Origin of the sequence: Bacillus cereus group sp. MG20 (assembly GCF_040459885.1) — a bacterium.
Classification (GTDB): Bacteria; Bacillota; Bacilli; order Bacillales; family Bacillaceae_G; genus Bacillus_A; species Bacillus_A cereus.
Genome location: NZ_JARVHF010000001.1, coordinates 1,614,887 through 1,635,659, shown reverse-complemented (window position 1 = coordinate 1,635,659; position 20,773 = coordinate 1,614,887). Strand labels below are relative to the sequence as shown.

The following is a 20,773-nucleotide window of genomic DNA, read 5'->3' as shown; positions in this document are numbered from 1 at the left end:
GAAGCTTCCTTGTAGAAGGAAGCTTTTTTTACGGAATATATGAGCATTTTAATTGAAAAGAAGTGGGAATTTTGCTACTTTAATGATAGCAAGACAATGTGATTTATTTGTTTGCACCCTATGGCAATTAGGGTAGAATGAAGTTGTATGTCACTTAAGTGGCAATACATAAACTGGGAGGAATATAACAATGGCAAAACACGAATTACCAAATTTACCTTATGCGTATGATGCTTTAGAGCCTCACTTTGACAAAGAAACAATGAACATCCATCATACAAAACATCACAACACGTACATTACAAACTTAAACGCTGCTTTAGAAGGTCATGCAGAATTAGCTGACAAAAGCGTAGAAGAATTAGTTGCAAACTTAAACGAAGTACCAGAAGCAATCCGTACAGCAGTACGTAACAATGGTGGCGGACATGCTAACCATACATTCTTCTGGACAATCCTATCTCCAAACGGCGGAGGACAACCTGTAGGTGAACTTGCAACTGCAATTGAAGCAAAATTCGGTAGCTTCGATGCATTCAAAGAAGAATTCGCAAAAGCTGGCGCAACTCGCTTCGGTTCTGGTTGGGCTTGGTTAGTAGTAAACAATGGTGAGCTAGAAGTAACAAGCACTCCAAACCAAGATTCTCCTTTAACTGAAGGTAAAACGCCAGTTATCGGTTTAGATGTTTGGGAGCATGCTTACTACTTAAACTACCAAAACCGTCGTCCAGACTACATCGGTGCATTCTGGAACGTTGTAGATTGGAACGCTGCTGAAAAACGTTACCAAGAAGCAAAATAATTGTAATAAATATAGAAAAAAGCTAGGGGAGAACCCCTAGCTTTTTTTCTATGCTTTCCTTTTACATAATTGGGCTTGTCTTTGGAAGACTAGAACATGAAGTAAAGGAGAGTTGTGTATGAAGTGGAAACATATAATTGGTGACGTTGAAGTGAATCGGGATTTAGTGTTATTGCTCCTTATAGGAGGTTTATACACGCTCGCAATTTCTTTATCGAATACGTTTGTAAATATTTATTTATGGAAACAAACACAAAATTATGTGAATCTTGGCTTGTATAATTTGGCCAGCGTTATATTACAGCCTCTCACATTTCTTGTAGGGGGAAAATTAGCGAAACGTATCGATCGCTCGATTTTATTACGAATAGGAGTAGGAACGCTCGCAATTTTTTTTATTGTTGTCTTAGTAGCGGGGAAAAGTGCTTCTCAGTATATTTTATTAATGGGGGCTCTTTTAGGAGTAGGATACGGTTTTTACTGGTTGGCTTTTAACTTATTGACATTTGAAATTACAGAACCAGAAACAAGAGATTTCTTTAATGGGTTTCTTGGACTTCTTACATCCTTCTCTGGGATGATCGGACCAATAGCAGCAGGATACACAATTTCACGTATGGAGAAATGGAGTGGTTATACTGTTATATTCTTTCTTTCATTAGTTCTATTTGCAATTGCTGTCGTCTTAAGCTTCTTTTTATCTAAAAGAGAATGTGAAGGGCGTTATGAAATCGTGCAAGTATTGAAAGAACGACGGATTGATAAAAACTGGGGAAAGATTACACGAGCTCATTTTTTCCAAGGATTGAGAGAAGGAACGTTTATTTTTGTCATTTCAGTATATGTTTATTTAGCAACTAATAGTGAGTTCGCATTAGGGAAATATAGTTTAGTGAACTCTGCTGTATCCTTTGTATGTTATTACTTAGTTGCTCGTATGTTAAAGAAGGAGTGGCGAAAAAAAGCAATTTTACTTGGAGGCATTATTTTATATGCTGTCGTCTTTTTAGTTATTTTCAATGTTACATACACGAAATTACTTATTTATGCGGCATGTATTGCGATTGCATATCCTATTTTACTTGTTCCGTATGGATCAATGACATATGACGTAATTGGTAGAGCGAAAAATGCGAGAGAATGGCGTGTGGAATATGTCGTTGTTCGGGAGCTGTGGTTAAACGCCGGAAGAATCTGTTCCATTTTAAGTTTTTTATGTGCTGTACTATTCTTTCCACCTGAAAAAAGTTTACCTTACTTATTATGTATTTTAGGTGCTGGACATTTTCTTATTTATTTTGCAGTTAAAAATGTCAAATATGATGAGGGAAATGCGAGTAAAACAAGTGTTGTAACGCAAGGAAACGCGCAAAACCAAACTGAACCAGAAGGTTAACTTCTCGTTTGTTTTATGCTAGAATAGAAAAAGATGTAAGACAGCAGTGAGGACACCTGTATGAAGGTGTCCCTTTCACATTACATAGCTGTTGGTAGAGGGGGTTTGTATGAGCAAGAAGCAGAAGCAAAATAAGAAAAAGACCCACGTTCCTTTTCGGTTAAACGTGCTGTTTTTCTGCGTGTTTTTAATGTTCTCCGCGGTTATTGTAAGGCTCGGATATGTACAAATTGTTCGCGGTGAAGAATATAAGAATGAAGTGGAGAAGAAAGAAAACTCAACGATAAGTAATCCTGTACCGCGTGGGAAAATATTTGACCGTTATGGGCGATCTGTAGTAGATAATGCAGCCATTCGTACTATTACATTTACAAAAATGAAAGGATCAACTGCAGAGGATCGCTTAGAAACAGCGAAAAAGCTAGCAGATTTGATTGAAGTACCGACAGATAAATTAACAGATCGCGATAAAAAAGATTATTGGCTTGCTATGCATAAAGAGGAAGCTAAAGAAAAAATTACGAATAAAGATCGTCAAGAGTTTAAAGATAAAAAAATTGATGATAAAGAATTAGACGAGCGTCAGCGCAGTCGTGTAACAGAAGAAGAGATTAATCAATTATCCGCAAAAGATCTAGAAATACTAGCGATTAAGAGTAAGATGGATGGCGGATATGCAATGACACCTCAAGTTCTTAAGAAAAATGCAACAGATGAAGAATATGCGATTATTAGTGAAAATTTAGCGCAATTGCCGGGAGTAGATACAAGTGTTGATTGGGAACGAAAATATGCATATGATGGTGATTTGTTCCGAAGTGTACTTGGTGGTGTAACAACTTCTGACGAAGGTTTACCAAGAGAAAGACTAGATTACTATCTTGTTCGTGATTATAATCGAAATGACCGAGTAGGAAAAAGTTATCTTGAACAACAGTATGAAGATAGTCTGCACGGTACGAAAGCAGAAGTTAGAAATGTTACAGATAAAAACGGTAATATTTTAGAAACGATTAATGTATCAAAAGGACAAAGTGGTAATGACCTGAATTTAACGATTGATATGGAATTACAAAAGCGCGTGGAGGATATTCTTACGAAGAATTTAATGAGATTTAAAGGAAGCGAACCTCTTTTAGATCGCGCATTCGTTGTAATGATGAACCCAAAAAATGGTGAAGTTTTATCTATGGCTGGGAAACAATTAGTTAACGAAGATGGTCAAACGAAAGTAAATGACTTTGCATTAGGTACCATGACAAGTTCTTATCCGATGGGGTCAACTGTAAAAGGTGCAACAGTACTTACTGGATATCAAACTGGTGCGATTCAACCAGGTTCAGTACAATTGGATGAACCAATTAAATTAAAAGGTACACCTACGAAGTCATCTTGGAAAACGATGGGATATATTAATGATCTTACAGCTTTAAAAATGTCTTCTAACGTTTATATGTTTAAAACAGCGATGAATATCGCTGGTGTTCCATATGTGAGAGGTGGTACGTTAGATATACCTCAAAAAGCATTTGATACGATGCGTTATTATTTCGGACAGTTTGGACTTGGTGTAAAAACAGGAATTGATTTACCGAATGAATCTGCTGGTCAGATGGGGAGAGGTAGTCAACCAGGTTTCTTACTAGATTTATCAATTGGACAGTATGATACGTATACACCGCTTCAATTAGCGCAATATATTTCGACGATTGCCAATGGTGGATATCGTATGCAACCACAAGTTGTAAAAGAAATTCGTCAACCGGCAGTGAAACCAGATGAAGTTGGGAAAGTTGTTCAATCTATGGAACCGAAAGTATTAAATCGTGTTGATATGCCAGAATCGCAAATTAAACGTGTTCAAGAAGGATTTAGACAAGTGTATAATGATTCAGGTGGTACAGCTACCAAATACTTTACAGGTGCAAAATATAAAGCGGCAGGGAAGACAGGTACCGCGCAAACTGTGTATGGCGGAGATAAAGAGATTGGTAGAAAGGCAAATGGTGAACGTGTGGAAACATATAACTTAACATTAGTAGGTTATGCGCCACTTGAAGATCCAGAAGTAGCATTCTCTGTTGTTGTTCCATGGGTACATGATGATAAGACTGGTATTAATGGATATATTGGTCGTGAAATTATGGACGCCTACTTTGATTTAAAAAACCAAGAAGTAAATGGTGAAGCTCCAAAAGATGATAAAAACAATAAAAATAAAGATCAAGATGATGAATAAAAAAATTTTAAAAAAGCACACTATCTGAAAAGATAGTGTGCTTTTTTTTATGGTTTATGCATATCGTGTAATAAATGTGGACAAGTATACAACATTGAAAAAAAACGCGGCCGTATAAATGATACTTGTATATGGTGGGATAGGGGATAAATATTTTATAGGGAAATCATCAGAGGAAATGAATAGCTACTACTGAATTAAAATTGTACCGTATGTTGATTTATGTGGAACTTTACAAAACTTTTACAAACAATTAAAACCGAATTAATAGTTTAGCAGTATTCTTATATCTGTAATCCTGTTATTTCCGGTTACTTCTAGGAGGAAGAACACGTGAAATGGATGCGTACACCGATTATAATTTTCGTACTATCGATATGGTTCCTCTGTTTTGAAATGTCTACTGCATTTGCTTTAAATGATATGGGAGAAGTGAGAGTTGATGGATCCTCAACGGTTTTTCCTATTATAGAAGCAGTAGCGGAGGAATATACAAAGGTGCATCCAGACGTGAAAATTTCCATCAGTGTTTCTGGAACTGGAGGAGGATTTAATCGTTTCAGTAAAGGAGAAGTAGATATAAATAATGCTTCGAGAGTAATGAAACAAGTCGAGAAAAATGAGATGAAGAAAAACTCTATTCAGTTCACACCTTTTGAGGTCGCTAACGATGGTCTTACAATCGTTGTGAATCGGCACAATACATGGGTAGACGATATGTCAGTAGACGAGTTACGTTTACTGTGGAGTGAAGATGGAAGAGAGAAGCGATGGTCACAAATTCATTCAACATGGCCACGTGAACAAGTGAAGTTTTATGCACCAGGCGTAGACTCTGGTACTTATGATTATTTTCAAAATGTCATCTTACAAAATCATCGCATTGTAAAAAAAGTCTCTTTGTCTGAAGATGATCAAGTTATTATGCAAGGGGTAATGAATGATAAACATGCCATTGCTTTTGTAGGATATGCTTATTATATGGCTAATCGAGATAAGGTGAAAGCAATAAAAGTGAATGGTGTATTTCCGACGAAAGAGACCATTCAGTCAGGTAAGTATAAGCCGTTATCTAGGCCGCTACTTACTTATGTGAATAATGCATCTATCCGAAATAAAATGAATGTAGCAAACTATGTTGAGTTTATGATTCAGCATGTTGGTAACCTCGCTGAAGAGGTCGGGTATGTAAAATTAAGAAAAGAAAAATACAATGAACAGCTGCGTATGTTAACAGAAATAAAAAGGTAATGTCAGGGTGGAAAGGGGTTTTCATCTTTGGCTCATAATGACAAAAGTCAAATTACATTTTCTGTACAACATTTGATTGAAAGAAATACAAAACAAAGAAAAAAAACGCAGCGAATCAATCGAATAATGCCTTTGTTACTAAAAATAATTGCTAGCGTTTCTATTGTTACGACACTTGGAATTGTTTTTACGCTCTCTAATGAAACAATCATGTTTTTTCAAAAAATATCATTGTACTCCTTTTTGACGGAGAAAGAATGGTTACCGTTTTTTGAAAATCCTAAATTCGGTATATTACCACTTATATGTGGAACGTTCCTTGTAACAGCAATCGCTATGTTTGTAGCAATTCCTATCGGTTTAGCGTGTGCCGTATTTTTAAGCGAATATGCTTCAAATAGTGCACGGAAAATATTAAAGCCGATGTTAGAGCTATTAGCAGGTATCCCGACAATTGTATATGGTTTTTTTGCATTAACAATTGTTACGCCGATTTTACAAAGGATTATACCAGATTTACAGTTTTTTAATGCGATTAGCCCAGGAATCGTTATCGGATTTATGATGATGCCTACAGTTGCATCTCTATCTGAAGACGCGATGAGAGCTGTGGCGAAAGGGACGAAAGAAGCTTCATTAGCACTCGGAGCGACGCGGTTTGAAATGGTAAAACAAGTGGTGTTTCCGTCCGCTTTTACAGGGATTATGGCAGCAATTATATTAGCGGCTTCGCGTGCAATTGGTGAAACGATGATTGTTGTAATTGCGGCAGGATCCACACCAAATGTATCGCTTGATCCGACACATTCTATTCAAACGTTAACAGCCTATATTGTGCAAGTAAGTTTAGGTGATGCTCCGCATGGAACGATTACGTATTACAGCATGTATGCTGTAGGTGCAACATTATTTTTGTTTACTTTTATTATGAACATCATTTCGCAGTCAATTATGCGCCGTTTTAGGAGGATGACATAATATGCGGATGTTGAATCATAAAAAAATACAAAAAAACATGGCATCACGCTTTTTAAAAGATCGAATTTACAAATTGTTATTTTATATAGCGATTTTATTTTCAATCTTAATTTTGTTTGTGTTACTGTTTCAAATTGTTGAAAAAGGTATAAGCTATCTTTCAATAGATTTCTTTACAAATTTCGCTTCACGTAATCCGAAAGAAGCTGGTATTGCTGCAGCTTTGTCAGGGACAATATTATTTATGAGTATTGTTATACCTGTTTCTTTTATATTTGGAGTTGGAACAGCCCTTTATTTAGAGCAATATGCGAAGGAATCTCTATTTAAAAAAATAGTAGAGATTAATAATCAAACATTAGCAGGAGTACCATCCGTTGTATTTGGATTGCTTGGTTTAACTATTTTTGTATATGCTCTTCATTTAGGAGAGAGTATAGTTGCAGCAGCACTGACGATGAGTTTACTCGTCTTACCAACAGTTGTTGTGGCGAGTCAAGAAGCAATCCGATCAGTACCAAGTGCATTATTAGAGGGTTCTTACGGATTAGGTGCTACGAAGTGGCAAACGATGTATCAAATTGTATTGCCATATGCTTTCCCGGGGATTATAACGGGCTGTACGTTAGCGATATCAAGAGCAATTGGAGAAGCAGCACCACTATTAGTTATTGGGGCACTTGCGTTTGCAAATTATGTTCCATTTAGTATGTTTGATAGATTTACAGTTTTACCAATTCAAATTTTTAATTGGATGAGTAGGCCACAAGAAGAATTTCAGTATGTAGCAGCAGCTGGGATGATTGTTTTGTTAGGTTTGTTGCTATTTATCAATATATTTGTTTTATGGTTACGAAATCGAAAATAAGTTGGAAGTGGATGAAAGGGGAATTCAAATGGTAGCAACAGTAGTAAATGTACAGGTGAAAAACGAAGAGAAAATCGAGACTGCGCCAAAGAAAGTAGTATTTGATACGAAAAACTTAAATTTATGGTATGGGGAAGACCATGCTTTAAAAGATATTAATTTAAGTATTCATGAGAATGAAGTTACAGCAATTATCGGTCCAAGTGGCTGTGGTAAATCAACGTACTTAAAAACGTTAAATCGCATGGTAGAGTTAGTACCGATCGTTCGAACTACAGGTGTAATTGAGTATAGAGAACGCAATATATTTGATAAATCATATCCAGTTGAAGAATTAAGAACGCACGTAGGAATGGTGTTCCAAAAGCCAAATCCATTTCCAAAATCTATTTATGAGAATGTAGCATACGGTCCAAAAATCCATGGTATTCGTGACAAAAAGACATTAGATGAAATTGTTGAGAAAAGTTTACGCGGAGCAGCGATTTGGGATGAGTTAAAAGATCGTTTGCACGATAATGCATACGGTTTATCTGGTGGACAGCAACAGCGTCTATGCATCGCACGTTGCTTAGCTATTGAGCCAGACGTTATTTTAATGGATGAGCCAACATCGGCACTAGATCCAATTTCAACATTAAAAGTAGAAGAATTAATTCAAGAGTTAAAGAAAGACTTTAGTATTGTTATCGTAACGCATAATATGCAACAAGCAGCACGTATTTCAGACAAAACCGCTTTCTTCTTAAGCGGGGAAGTTGTGGAGTATACAGATACAAACAAATTATTTACGACGCCTTCAGATAAGCGTACAGAAGATTATATTACAGGTCGCTTTGGTTGATATCGTTGCAAAGCTAAGAGAAAATGCCCTCTTAACAGAGGGCATTTCTTATTTTTATCTCACTTTAATAGGGAAGTAATACCTTCTCTTTATCTTAAGGTTTATTACAAGCGTAAGAGGTTATGTAGGAGATTTATCCCGCTATTTGCGGGCAGTAAGACCCCACCTCAAAATTCAGCAAAAGCAAAGAAGTTAGGTGGGCGGGCGGCCTGTAAAAGCCCGATTGATGAGGGGGGATTAAAGTTTCACTTTGTATATAATGGCACATAATATTGAGGGGGAAGAAAAAATGGTAAGAGAACAGTTTCAAGGTGATTTAAAAGTGTTACAGCAAAAGGTGATTGAGCTTGGCGAATTAGCAAATGCGGCTTTATTGATTGCTATGGAAGGTCTGCATACAAGGGATGTAGAGAAAGCGTTAGAGGTCATTGATGGTGATTACCGTATGGATAATTTAGAAGAGGAAATAAACGATCTTGCGCTTATGCTCATTACGAAGCAGCAACCTGTAGCAAGTGACTTAAGAAGGATCTTTATTTCAATTAAAACAGCGACAGATTTAGAGCGTATTGCAGATCATGCTGTTAATATTGCAAAGGCTACAATTCGTCTTGGGGAAAAAGAAGTGGCTGTTAGTTTGCACAACCTGGATGAAATGTTTGCGGTTGCAAATAAGATGTTGCATTTAGCGTTAGAAGCATATGAACAAGAAAATTTAACTTTCGCGAAACAAATTGCTGAAATGGATGATTCCGTTGATGAAATATATGGAAAAGCAATTCGTGAGTTTATATCTTCAGTTCCGGAACAACCAGAAGCAATTACGCAAATTACACAATTATCATTTGTGGCGAGATATATTGAGCGTGTAGCAGACCATATTACAAATATTGCTGAAAATGTATTTTATTTAGTAAAAGGAAAGCATTATTTATTGAATGAGTAGGAATAAAAGTAGGTGATGAGAAATCACCTGCTTTTTTTAGTCAAAACATGACAAAAAAAGCTCGTTGTTTCCTTTAGTTTATGATGATAAGATGTATCATAATGTAATGGGAAAATTAGTATATATGTTGTTCGTTAATAAGTATTATTTATCAATTAATAGTAAGCGCTTTCTTGTCGTTTGAAACGTACGTTTTTATAGGTGGGAAATTTAATTATAGGGTCTTTTAAATGAGGATTCGTTTAACTAATCAAGTTTATGCTGCTAGTTCATGTGGGATAGAGAATATACATATGGTATATGGAGCTACTGAACATTATATAAGTGGAGGCTGAAGTATATGAAGGGGGTTATTTTAGCTGGAGGAAAAGGAAGACGCCTTAGACCATTAACATGTAATACTCCAAAGCCGATGTTACCATTATTAGAAAAACCAGTTTTAGAATACAATATTGAGTTATTACGCCAGCATGGTATTCGTGAAATTGCAATTACTGTTCAATATATGAGTACTACGATTAAGCGATATTTTGGTGATGGTAGTAAATGGGGAGTTAACTTGTATTATTTTGAAGACTCTCCTCCGCTTGGTACAGCAGGGAGTATTAAACAAGCAGAACAATTTTTAGATGAAACATTTGTTGTAATAAGCGGGGATGCATTAACTGACTTTCAATTATCAGAAGGAATTAGGTTTCATGAACAAAAGAAAAGAATGGTAACAATGTTTGTGAAAGAAGTAGAAAATCCACTCTCATTTGGATTGGTTGTAATGAATAAAGACCAGGAGGTTACACGATATATAGAAAAGCCGGGTTGGAATGAGGTAGTATCTAATGTTGTGAATACAGGCATATATATTATGGAGCCAGAAATCTTTTCTTACATACCGCCTAGACAATTTTTTGATTTCAGTCATGATGTGTTTCCGTTATTGGCAAACAAAAATGTGTTATTCGCATATTTGTCAGAAGGTTATTGGTTAGATATCGGCACATTTAATCAATATCGACAAGCACAATTTGATTTGTTAACGAAAAAGTTACAAGTACCTATTCCTTATACGGAAGTATTACCGATGGTATGGATGGGAGAAGGGGTGACGATTGGGAAAGGGACAAAAATTCATGGCCCCTCTTTCATTGGAGAAGGAGCAAAGATTGGTACAGGAGCTGTAATTGAGCCATATTCTATTATTGGAAAAAATAGTATCGTTTCAAATTATTCTCATCTTCAAAAAAGTATTGTTTTTGCAAATGCCCATATTGGAAAGTATTGTGAACTATTAGAAACGACAATAGGAGAGCGTACAATAGTTGAAGATGACGTTACACTGTTTCAAAAAAGCATTGTAGCGGATCACTGTCATATCGGGAGAAGTACGATAATTAAGCAAAAAGGAAAACTATGGCCTTATAAGGCGATTGATAGTCATTCGATAGTAGGAGCGGCTGGTATTCAAGAGAGTGAAATGAGTGCAGGGTGGTTACAAAAAAGCCGCATTGTAGGAAGAGGGAATGTTGAAATTACTCCCCAGTTTATCGTGAAGATTGCGATGGCGTATGGCTCTCTTTTTACAAAAGGAGAAAGTATATTAATTGGAAGTCAAGAAAATATAGAAACAACCTCTTATAAAAATTTATTTTTACATGCTATTCATGGTATAGGGATTCATACGATGGAATGCAAAGAAATGAACGAGTCACTTTTTCAATATAGTGTTCATCATTTGCAATGTGCAGGTGGGGTTTTCATTCAAGTGGAGAATGAGAATGAGATTGTTATAAAGTTGTATGGTCAAGCTGGCATGCCGTTAACGTATAAGCAGCAAAAAGAGATAGAACAAGTATATATGTCCGAATTATTTTATTACGTGCATGAGAAAGAGATGGGGCGAAATAAGCTGGTTCATGTTTCTATGAATGAGTATATAGAAGTTATATTGGGGCATATTGATATCGAGAAAATACAGATGCAGAAGTTTCATCTTCTTATTAATAAGAGAAATGATACGTTGCAACATTTACTTATGCTCTTTCTACAAAGACTTGGTTGTACAGTTACATGGATTTATGCAAGCGAACAAAAAGATCATGTGAAAGCTTTGATGAAATCAAGTAAAGCGAATATGGCTCTTATGTTTTCTGAGCAAGGAAATCATTTCGAGTTATACGATAAACATAGTAATATTTACCAGGGTACAGATTTGGAAGAGGTAGCTATTCCAGATTTCTTACTCGAATCTACAGGAAATATTTACCCAATGTCTTTGAAATTAGGAGAATGTTATCTTCTGTTTTATACGCAGGATGAAAGGAAGTCGTTTCAAGTAAGGTGGAAGCGAGATATTTTATATCGAATTGGAAAATTATTTGAGCTAATAGCATTGCAAGGAAAAACGTTTCTCAGCATAGTAGAGCAATCACCTCCGCTCTATTTACTTTATGATGAAGTGGTATGTTCATGGAATGAAAAAGGGAAAATTATGAGGAAATTATTGGATGATATTGAAAGGAAGGGAGAAGGTATATTTGAAGGAGTACAGTTCAAATATACTGAAAAAGAGTGGTCTTATATCGTTTCTGACACAAAACAACCAAAATTTTTAGTGTATTCACATGCTAGAAACCCAGTAATAGCAAGGGAAAACATGAAAAATCTTATAGAAAAAATTAGACAATATCAAAAGGTGTAGAATTTTTATTTTAAAAGTGGTATTATAGTATAGTCTGATTTAAGTTATTAGTACTGGAGGGAAATAAGAATGCGTGTGAATATTACTCTAGCATGTACAGAATGCGGAGATCGTAACTATATCTCAAAGAAAAATAAACGTAACAACGCTGAGCGTATCGAGCTTAAAAAGTATTGCAAGCGTGACAAGAAGTCTACGTTACACCGTGAAACAAAGTAAGCAGTAGGAATATTTTCCTACTGTTTCTTTTTTTATTCGATTCCTATGTTAAAAGTGATACACTATCATCATAGAGTAAAGTGTCACTGTAAGGAGGAGAATGTGTGAAAGAAGAGAAAGTGCGTTTGCGTAAACAAATAATAGAACACATGAATTCTTTATCAGAAGAACAATATACAACTTTATCAGAACAGATTGCATTTTCGTTGTATGCGCAAAAAGAGTGGGTTGAAGCTAAAACAATTGGAATTACTCTCTCAATGGAAAATGAAGTGAATACATATCCTATTATCGAAAAAGCTTGGGAAGAAGGAAAGAAAGTTGTAGTTCCTAAGTGTAATAAAGGAACAAGAACGATGTCCTTCCGGAAAATTAGTGATTTTGATCAATTAGAAACGGTGTATATGAATTTACGTGAACCGATTCCGGGACTTACGGAAGAAGTGAGTGCGGATGACATTGATCTTCAAATTGTGCCAGGCGTAGCTTATACAGAGCGAGGAGAACGGATTGGATACGGCGGGGGCTATTATGATCGTTATCTCGTGCATTATAAAGGGAAAACGCTATCATTAGCATATGATTTTCAAATGGTAAAACACATTCCGGTAGAGCCATTTGATAAAAATATAGAAAAAATTATTACAGAAAAAGGAACAATGCTTATAAATGAGCTTGTATAGACAAATAAAAATTGACGAGACTTTTTCTTCTTGATTATAATAAAATATGTGAACGTTTTCTTATTATAATTTTTATAGTAAGTGAGCATAGAGGGTGATGAAATGGTATCTATTTATGATATTCAGCAATTGCTAAAGAAATTTGGTACGATTATTTATACGGGAGATCGAATTGCAGATTTACAATTAATGCAAGATGAATTGCGTGAATTAAATCAATCACAGCTAATCGATCCACAAGACTATCAAACAGCTTTATTTTTATTGAAGCAAGAAATTCAAAAAGAGCTAAATAAGAATTAGATAAAGGTAGGTAAGCAACATGGAAGAGAAATGGTTAGTTGGTGTTGACCTTGGTGGTACAACGATTAAATTAGCATTTATTAATGTATACGGCGAAATTTTACATAAGTGGGAAATCCCTACAAATACAGGTGAGCAAGGAAAACATATTACACTTGATGTTGCGAAAGCAATTGATAAAAAGCTAGAAGAATTAGGCGAATTGAAGAGCAAGTTAATTGGTATTGGTATGGGAGCTCCTGGCCCTGTACATGTGGCATCTGGAATGATTTATGAAGCGGTTAATTTAGGGTGGAAAAACTATCCGCTAAAAGATTTATTAGAAGTAGAAACAGGATTACCTGTTGTTATTGATAATGATGCAAACTTAGCAGCGCTTGGTGAAATGTGGAAAGGTGCTGGTGAAGGTGCAAAAGATTTAATCTGCATGACACTTGGTACGGGCGTTGGTGGTGGTGTAATCGCCAATGGTGAGATTGTACACGGCGTGAGTGGTGCTGCTGGTGAGATTGGACATATTACAGTAGTTACAGAAAATGCTTTCCCATGTAATTGCGGGAAGTCTGGTTGCTTAGAAACAGTAGCATCTGCGACAGGTATTGTACGTGTTGCTATGCAAAAAATACAAGAGACTAATAAAGAAAGCATGTTGCGTTCTATGTTAGCTGAAGAAGGACGTATTACATCAAAAGATGTCTTTGAAGCACTTGGAAAAGGTGATGAATTAGCAGGCGAAGTAGTAGAAAAGGTAGCTTCTTATTTAGGGTTAGCTGTAGCGAACCTATCTAGTACGTTGAACCCAGAGAAAATTGTTATTGGTGGAGGCGTGTCTAAAGCTGGAGATGCGCTATTAGAACCAATTCAACGCTATTTCGAGCAATACGCTTTCTCACGTGCTGTAAAGAGCACGAAGTTAGCTATTGCAACACTTGGTAATGATGCAGGTGTTATCGGAGGAGCTTGGCTTGTAAAAAAGCACAAATACGAAGCGAAGATGATATAAGTTTTGAAATATGAAAAGAGGAAGGGGGAACCCTTCCTCTTTTTGTGTGAAATCTCGATGAAGAATAAAGTGTAAACGAATTAAGCTGCTGGTGGATACCCGTTATATAGAACAGTCATGATCGTAAACCATCCGAAAACGAGTACAGTTGCAATTGCAAAGCCGCTCGCGAAAAAGTTTTTTTCACGAAGTGTTCTAAGCGTAGCAAATACAGCTAACAGAGTGACAAGTGTAAAAATAATAACAAGGCCCATGCAATATCCTCCTCTGTCTACCCATTTCTTATTATGAGTTTTTGGAATATTTACTCTTTTATATTGTACATGTTTTAAAAATGATTGTCGAGATAGCATCCTTTCTTTTCCTAAGAGAAAGAAATGTTGTATCATTAAAAGTAAGTTTAATAACTGGAGGAGATTTTCATATGAAATGGATACAAATGCCGTTAGGCCCATTACAAACAAATGCTTATATTTTAATGAACGATCAAAAAGAGTGCATTATCTTTGACCCTGGGCACGAAGGTGAAAAGCTCGTTACATATTTACAAGAAGAACAATTAAAACCATTGGCTGTTTTATTAACGCATGCTCACTTTGATCATATCGGTGCTGTTGATGCGGTAAGAGACGCTTTTCATATTCCTGTATACGTACATAAAGAAGAAGCAGATTGGTTAGGAGATGCAACTGTAAACGGCTCTCAAATTTTTATGATGAACCGCAGTATTACAGCAAAACCAGCGGATCATATTATTGATGCAGAAGGTACATTAACAATTGGATCATTTAATTTTGAAATTTTTGAGACGCCAGGACATTCTCCAGGAAGTATTTCTTATTATAGTAAAGAGGCAAATGCTGTATTCTCAGGAGATGTATTGTTCCAAATGAGCATTGGAAGAACAGATTTGCCTGGTGGAAGTTTTGCTGAATTAATTGGAAGTATTGAAGAGAAATTATTTGTATTACCAGATGAGACAGCGGTGTTATGTGGACATGGTCCAGAAACAAGCATTGGTTTTGAAAAAGAAAATAATCCGTTTTTACAATAAGGAGTCATTATGGGAATGGAGCTCATTTTAAGAGAATGGATGGGGAAAGAAAAGGATTATTCAATTTCATATAGTACGTATATGAACCTTGTATTGTATACAGAAGGTCATGGATATTATATGAAAGAACGTGAAAAGATTGGAAGACAAGGGGATTTTTTTACAAGTAGCAATGTATCCTCTGTTTTTGCAAAAACTTTTGCTAAACTTTTTATTCGTCTTGTTGAAAATGGTGAAGTTGCTTCGAATATTTGTGAGGTTGGTGGGGGAACTGGAAAGTTTGCCTATGATGTTTTACAAGAATGGAAGCAATTATCTCCAAAAACCTTTATTGATTTAAACTATTCAATGATTGAAGTGAGCCCTTTTCATAGGAAATTACAGCAGGAGCACCTTGGCTCATTTTCTAATGTATCGTACTATACCTCTTATAGTGAAATGGGAGATTCTTTCGAGGGAATTCTTTTTTCGAATGAGTTGTTTGATGCATTTCCTGTTGAAATAATTGAGAAAAGAAATGGTATGTTGTATGAAGTGCGTATTACATATACAGAGGAAGGAAGCCTTTCAGAAATATGTAGGCCGTTAGATAAAAGAATTGGTCGATATTTATTGAAATATAATATTCATATTGCTGAAGGGCAACGTTTTGAAGTACCACTTGTGATGGAGGAGTATGTAAAAGAAATTGCGAAATGGTTTCAAAAAGGTATATGTATTACAGTTGATTACGGATACACAAAAGAAGAATGGACGCATCCAGCACACCGTGAAGGAAGTTTGCGAGGTTATTATCAGCATAAGCTAATACGTAACCCACTAGCGCATCCAGGTGAAATGGATCTTACTACTCATATTCATTGGGACGAGCTAAAGGAGATGTTTAGTATGCAAGGAATGAGTGCAGTATGGCATAAGAAACAACCTGAGTTCTTGTTAGCTGCAGGGATATTAGAACAGCTTACGAGCCATCAAGATATGAATCCTTTTTCTGAAACGCAAAAACAAAATCGAGCAGTTCGTTCTATGATTTTGAATGGAGGAGTAGGGAGTGCGTTTGATGTTGTTATACATACAAAAGATATGCAACATTTACATTTGGAGCGGTATGTAACAATATAAAAAACAAGACACAGTATATACTGTGTCTTGTTTTTTAATACGACTTATGTAGTATTATATATTTCCTCTCATGATATATATTTATATTAAAGATATGAGATAAAAAATATAGAATACGTTCTTTTTCTTCGATTATTAGTCCCTAACCTAATAATACGCGAACGAGTTGAATTATTGTTTCGTTCTCTACTTTGTAATAAATTTCCAATCCTTTTCTTTCACTAGAAACGATTTTAGCGCTTTTTAATTTTGCTAAATGCTGTGAAATTGTAGATTGTGGCATGTTTAAGCCAGTGTACATTGTAGAAACGTTGCTTGGACCGCGCTCAATTAATCCTTTTACGATACATAAACGAACAGGATGAGCCAGCACTTTTAATAATTCTGCATTACTTTCATATAGTTCTAATTCTTTTTGAAAGGTTTCTAACATGTTCTTTTCCACCTCCGTGTGAGCTATTATACCATACTATACATACCAAAAATTTAAAGAAAAGAAAATAGTTGTTGCAGAAAAAAAGTCCTAAAGTAAAGAAATTGTAAGAAAAGAGACCATGATGTAAATAAAATAGGTAAATTAGCACGTTTTTGTAAAATGACATTTTTGGGTGAAAATTTCGATGCGTTTTAAAAATTGAAAGATATAGATATATTTGTAACACAATTTTATCATGATTTTCTTATTCTTTCAAATGAATATACGAAATTTTTAAAATAATATGACAAAGGAATTATAATGATATATATAGAATATAAAACAGGTTAAAAGAAAAGAAGCTGAATGTAATTCGCTTCTTTATGGTGATAATGAAATATTTGATTACGGCTGATAAATCTTAGGATAATCAAGTCATTAGTCATTTATTCTAAAATTCATCTTTTAGCAACGTTAAAAATCTGTGATTCCATATGTTCTCGTAAAAATCAATTGTCTCTTTTGCGGACATAAAAGGATTATTCAACGTAGAGGTTGTTTTCTGTACCATAAAGTTTTCGTATCCCAGTCCGTGGGCAAACTTAATCGTAGCATCCATACAGTACTCTGTTTGGGCACCGCAAAATTCAATGCGATTTACAGATAATTGATCTAAAATTTCTTTTAAGTTTGTTTTATAAAATGAATTTGCATGTGTTTTTCTTACAAAAAAATCTTGTTCTTGAACATCAAGATCGGTATGAATAGCCCAAAGTTCTTTCTCGGGTACTAAATCATCATCACAATGTTGAACAAAAAGGATTGGTTTATTTAATTTTCTGTATGAAGAAATTCTTTTATTTACTTTTGTTAGTAAGTTCTGTAAATCAAATAAATGCTCTCCGCCATAACATACGCCATTTTGTAAATCGATAACGATTAAAATATCTGCACAAGTATCCATTATTTTTACCCCTTTTTTATTTCTTAATATATCAATTAATCCATTATTTAGAAATAGATGATATACTTTTATTTTTTATGGACTATAAGAAAAATTTCAAATGACTATAACTAAATCGCATAAAAAGAAGATATGAAAACCTATTCTCATATCTTCTTTTTTCTCTATGCATTTACAGGTTCTTCTACATAAGAAAGGGCATTTTCAAAATCGGATATTAAATCGTTAACATTTTCAAGACCGACTGATAACCGAAGTAATGAATTAGAGATTCCTCTTTCATCACGAGCTTCTTGCGACAGTGCTGCATGTGACATTTTTGCTGGATAAGAAAGAATTGACTCTACAGCTCCTAAACTAACTGCAAAAACAGGTAATTTTACTTTTGATAAAAATTGGCGGAGTGCATCTTCTGACTGCAAAGTAAATGATAAGACTGCTCCAGCTGATGTTGCTTGAGATTGTTGAATATCAAATCCGAGATGTGTTTGTAATCCCGGATAATAGACATTTTGTACTTTAGCGTGCTCTTGTAAATAATGTGCAATTTTATTGGCATTTTTAGCTGAATGCTCGAGGCGTACATGTAATGTTTTTAGACCGCGAAGTACGAGAGAACAATCTTGAGGTCCTAAAATAGCACCGAATGCATTTTGTAAAAATCCAAGCTTTTGAGCGAGTTCTGCATCTTTTACTACTGCTAATCCGGCAGTAACATCACTATGCCCAGCAATAAATTTTGTGGCACTATGAAGAACAACATCAGCTCCAAGTTCAAGTGGTTTTTGGAATAGTGGTGTCAAAAATGTATTATCAACAAAAGTAAGAGCCCCAATAGATTTTGCAAGTTTAGAAACCTCGCGAATATCTGTCACCTTTAAAAGTGGATTAGAAGGTGTTTCTACATAAAAGAGCTTTGTATTTGGTTTAATGCTTTGTTTTATTTCTTCTAAATTGGTCATATCAACAAATGTATGTGAAACACCGTAACGGGAGAGTACCTCAGTTATCACTCGGTAAGTGCCTCCGTATACATCTTCTGAAATGAGTACGTGATCACCTTGTGAAAGAAGGAGGAATGCAGTGGAAATCGCTGCAATGCCTGATGCAAAGGCGAATCCCTTTGTTCCACCTTCTAATAAAGCAATGATATCTTCAAGAGCTTCACGAGTTGGATTTCCTGACCTGCTATAGTCATATTTTCCGAACGTATCTACATCAAACTGGTGAAAAGTTGATGTGTTATAGATAGGAACGTTCACAGCTCCTGTTTGCGAGTCATGTTTATATTGGTTGTGTAGTAAGAGTGTATCTATAGAATAACTCATATTCTTACACCTTCTTTTACAAGTTTAATGGCTTGCTTTAAGTCTTGAATTAAATCGTTACTATTTTCAATGCCAACGGAGAATCGAAGAAGACGATTACATACACCGTTTGCTGTTCTAATTTCTTCAGGAATATCAGCATGTGTTTGCGTTGCTGGATAAGTCATTAAACTTTCTACACCACCAAGACTTTCGGCAAATGTAATTAAGGATAAAGATTGTAAGAATGGATTAATCCAAGCTTCATCTTTAAGGCGAAATGAAATCATGCCGCCTCTTCCAGGATAAAATACATCTGTCACCCCGTCTTCATCATTTAAATATGCAACAACTGCTTTCGCATTTTCTTCATGCTGTCTCATGCGAAGCGCTAACGTTTTCATACCGCGAATTAATAACCATGAGTCAAATGGGCTTAAAACTGCACCTGATGCATTATGATAATGAGCGATTTCTTCACAAAGTTCCTTTCCTTTTGCAACGACAAGTCCGCTTAGTACATCGTTATGTCCCCCTAAATATTTCGTTGCGCTGTGAAGTACAATGTCAGCACCTTCTGTTAATGGTTGCTGTATATAAGGTGTGTAGAATGTGTTGTCTACAATAAGAAGTAGTCCGTGCCTTTTCGCTACAGTTGCGACAGCAGCAATATCAGTAACTTGCATTAATGGATTAGTTGGAGTTTCTATGAAAATAGCCTTCGTTTCAGTTGTGATAGCTTGCTCAATTTGTTTAATAGACTGTGTATTTACGTATCTACATCGAACATTCCACTTTTTTTCATGTTCAGAAAATAATCGATACGTTCCACCGTATAAATCTTCAGATACAATAAGTTCGTCTCCAGAGCGGAATAGAGAAAGGACGAGGAGAACAGCCGCCATCCCTGAACTACAGGCATAACCTTGTTCGCCATATTCTAAGTCTGCGATTGCCTGTTCTAAAAGACCTCGAGTTGGATTGCCAGTTCGTGAATAGTCAAAGCCAGTAGATTTACCAATTCCTTCATGACGATAAGCGGTTGAGAAATAAACTGGTGGATTAACCGTTCCAGTTGTAGTTTCACTGCGATTGCCGATTTGTGCTAGTTTTGTTTCGATTGTTGACATGTGAAAATTCCTCCTTTTTAAATTGAAACATTAAGTGAATATAAAATAAAAAAAGCCTTCTAAGAAGAAGGCTTTCGGTTTGAATAGAGTCTTCTTCTCATCTGTCAAATCTTTCACAATTTGCTGGAATTAGCACCTTATTAACAAAATGTTAATGGTTGCTGAGGTGTCACAGGGCCAGTCCCTCTACCTCTCTAGATAAGAATGTTCGTATGAAATTTTTATTATGTTTTTAACTTTACAACAAAAGATAATTGAATTGCAACTTTATTTTGAAAAATTTTTATTTTTCCGCAAGTGTCATTGACTTTTACTTTTGTGCATGCTAAATTTATTAAAAAATTAACAAACATTGTTAAAAGGGGAACGCATTTCCTTTTAGCTACATAAATAAAATAATAAAGACAACTCTTATTGAGAGCGGTGGAGGGAAAGGCCCTGTGAAACCCGGCAACCTTCAAACGAAATGTTTGAAACGGTGCTAATACCTGCAAAACGAATGTTTTGCATAATAAGAGGAGGAACGATTATGTCCCCCTCTTCAAAGTGAAGAG

Annotated in this window: 20 protein-coding genes and 2 riboswitches; of the genes, 15 read left to right on the top strand and 5 right to left on the bottom strand. The window is 35.5% G+C overall.

All coding sequences use genetic code 11. The features are described 5' to 3' along the window. The first annotated feature begins 190 nt into the window (after nt 1-190). From sodA to glcK, 13 genes are all read left to right on the top strand, one after another. Nucleotides 191-802 carry a superoxide dismutase [Mn] gene (sodA, locus tag QCI81_RS08355; RefSeq protein WP_001052031.1) on the top strand — a complete coding sequence of 204 codons (612 nt, stop codon included), beginning with the start codon at nt 191-193 and terminating at the stop codon, nt 800-802. 118 nt (nt 803-920) lie between these two features. Continuing rightward, nucleotides 921-2,198 carry an MFS transporter gene (locus tag QCI81_RS08350; RefSeq protein ID WP_023523062.1) on the top strand — a complete coding sequence of 426 codons (1,278 nt, stop codon included), beginning with the start codon at nt 921-923 and terminating at the stop codon, nt 2,196-2,198. 109 nt (nt 2,199-2,307) lie between these two features. Beyond that, nucleotides 2,308-4,437, top strand: coding sequence for a peptidoglycan D,D-transpeptidase FtsI family protein (locus QCI81_RS08345; RefSeq protein WP_071713588.1), 2,130 nt, complete (start codon nt 2,308-2,310; stop codon nt 4,435-4,437). 342 nt (nt 4,438-4,779) lie between these two features. Then, nucleotides 4,780-5,688, top strand: a complete 909-nt coding sequence (locus QCI81_RS08340; protein ID WP_206702091.1) for a PstS family phosphate ABC transporter substrate-binding protein — start codon at nt 4,780-4,782, stop codon at nt 5,686-5,688. 27 nt (nt 5,689-5,715) lie between these two features. After that, complete coding sequence (pstC, locus tag QCI81_RS08335; protein ID WP_071729645.1) at nt 5,716-6,666, top strand: phosphate ABC transporter permease subunit PstC; 951 nt, start codon at nt 5,716-5,718, stop codon at nt 6,664-6,666. A gap of 1 nt (nt 6,667) precedes the next feature. Beyond that, on the top strand, nt 6,668-7,534 hold the full coding sequence (pstA, locus tag QCI81_RS08330; RefSeq protein WP_071729647.1) for a phosphate ABC transporter permease PstA: 867 nt from the start codon (nt 6,668-6,670) through the stop codon (nt 7,532-7,534). A gap of 28 nt (nt 7,535-7,562) precedes the next feature. Next, on the top strand, nt 7,563-8,378 hold the full coding sequence (gene pstB, locus QCI81_RS08325) for a phosphate ABC transporter ATP-binding protein (protein ID WP_000226681.1): 816 nt from the start codon (nt 7,563-7,565) through the stop codon (nt 8,376-8,378). Nucleotides 8,379-8,667: 289 nt separating this feature from the next. After that, a complete protein-coding gene (gene phoU, locus QCI81_RS08320) occupies nt 8,668-9,324 on the top strand; it encodes a phosphate signaling complex protein PhoU (RefSeq protein WP_000251246.1) in 657 nt (218 codons plus the stop codon). A 340-nt stretch (nt 9,325-9,664) separates the two neighbouring features. Then, nucleotides 9,665-12,019 carry a sugar phosphate nucleotidyltransferase gene (locus QCI81_RS08315; RefSeq protein WP_071729649.1) on the top strand — a complete coding sequence of 785 codons (2,355 nt, stop codon included), beginning with the start codon at nt 9,665-9,667 and terminating at the stop codon, nt 12,017-12,019. Between the two features lie 69 nt (nt 12,020-12,088). Then, on the top strand, nt 12,089-12,238 hold the full coding sequence (gene rpmG, locus QCI81_RS08310) for a 50S ribosomal protein L33 (protein ID WP_001265616.1): 150 nt from the start codon (nt 12,089-12,091) through the stop codon (nt 12,236-12,238). Nucleotides 12,239-12,342: 104 nt separating this feature from the next. Continuing rightward, nucleotides 12,343-12,921, top strand: a complete 579-nt coding sequence (locus QCI81_RS08305) for a 5-formyltetrahydrofolate cyclo-ligase (protein ID WP_000656861.1) — start codon at nt 12,343-12,345, stop codon at nt 12,919-12,921. Nucleotides 12,922-13,023: 102 nt separating this feature from the next. Beyond that, nucleotides 13,024-13,224 carry a YqgQ family protein gene (locus QCI81_RS08300; RefSeq protein WP_000253699.1) on the top strand — a complete coding sequence of 67 codons (201 nt, stop codon included), beginning with the start codon at nt 13,024-13,026 and terminating at the stop codon, nt 13,222-13,224. Nucleotides 13,225-13,243: 19 nt separating this feature from the next. After that, nucleotides 13,244-14,227 (top strand): glucokinase, encoded by a 984-nt coding sequence (glcK, locus tag QCI81_RS08295; RefSeq protein WP_071729651.1) that lies wholly within the window; start codon nt 13,244-13,246, stop codon nt 14,225-14,227. 80 nt (nt 14,228-14,307) lie between these two features. On the opposite strand, the gene QCI81_RS08290 is transcribed toward glcK, so the two are convergent. Continuing rightward, a complete protein-coding gene (locus tag QCI81_RS08290; protein ID WP_000524852.1) occupies nt 14,308-14,481 on the bottom strand; it encodes a DUF2759 domain-containing protein in 174 nt (57 codons plus the stop codon). A gap of 170 nt (nt 14,482-14,651) precedes the next feature. Here QCI81_RS08290 and QCI81_RS08285 point away from each other — a divergent pair, with 170 nt between their 5' ends. Together QCI81_RS08285 and QCI81_RS08280 are read left to right on the top strand one after the other, a co-directional pair. Continuing rightward, the gene (locus tag QCI81_RS08285) at nt 14,652-15,281 is read left to right on the top strand and encodes an MBL fold metallo-hydrolase (protein WP_000871225.1); all 630 of its coding nucleotides are present in this window, start codon (nt 14,652-14,654) and stop codon (nt 15,279-15,281) included. 9 nt (nt 15,282-15,290) lie between these two features. Next, the gene (locus QCI81_RS08280) at nt 15,291-16,403 is read left to right on the top strand and encodes a class I SAM-dependent methyltransferase (RefSeq protein ID WP_071729653.1); all 1,113 of its coding nucleotides are present in this window, start codon (nt 15,291-15,293) and stop codon (nt 16,401-16,403) included. Between the two features lie 142 nt (nt 16,404-16,545). Here the strand turns inward: QCI81_RS08280 and QCI81_RS08275 are convergent, their stop codons facing one another. The 4 genes from QCI81_RS08275 to metI form a co-directional block, all read right to left on the bottom strand. Then, on the bottom strand, nt 16,546-16,836 hold the full coding sequence (locus QCI81_RS08275) for an ArsR/SmtB family transcription factor (protein ID WP_000894377.1): 291 nt from the start codon (nt 16,834-16,836) through the stop codon (nt 16,546-16,548). A 433-nt stretch (nt 16,837-17,269) separates the two neighbouring features. After that, nucleotides 17,270-17,782 (bottom strand): cysteine hydrolase family protein, encoded by a 513-nt coding sequence (locus QCI81_RS08270; protein WP_000379154.1) that lies wholly within the window; start codon nt 17,780-17,782, stop codon nt 17,270-17,272. A 164-nt stretch (nt 17,783-17,946) separates the two neighbouring features. Continuing rightward, nucleotides 17,947-19,110 (bottom strand): cystathionine beta-lyase, encoded by a 1,164-nt coding sequence (metC, locus tag QCI81_RS08265; protein WP_023523020.1) that lies wholly within the window; start codon nt 19,108-19,110, stop codon nt 17,947-17,949. Further along, entirely contained in the window at nt 19,107-20,219 is a 1,113-nt protein-coding gene (metI, locus tag QCI81_RS08260) for a cystathionine gamma-synthase/O-acetylhomoserine thiolyase (RefSeq protein WP_000103889.1), read from the bottom strand. The genes metC and metI overlap by 4 nt, the downstream gene beginning before the upstream one ends. 94 nt (nt 20,220-20,313) lie before the next feature. Beyond that, nucleotides 20,314-20,424: riboswitch (SAM riboswitch) on the bottom strand. A 203-nt stretch (nt 20,425-20,627) separates the two neighbouring features. Then, a riboswitch (SAM riboswitch) is annotated at nt 20,628-20,737 on the top strand. Nucleotides 20,738-20,773: the final 36 nt, after the last annotated feature.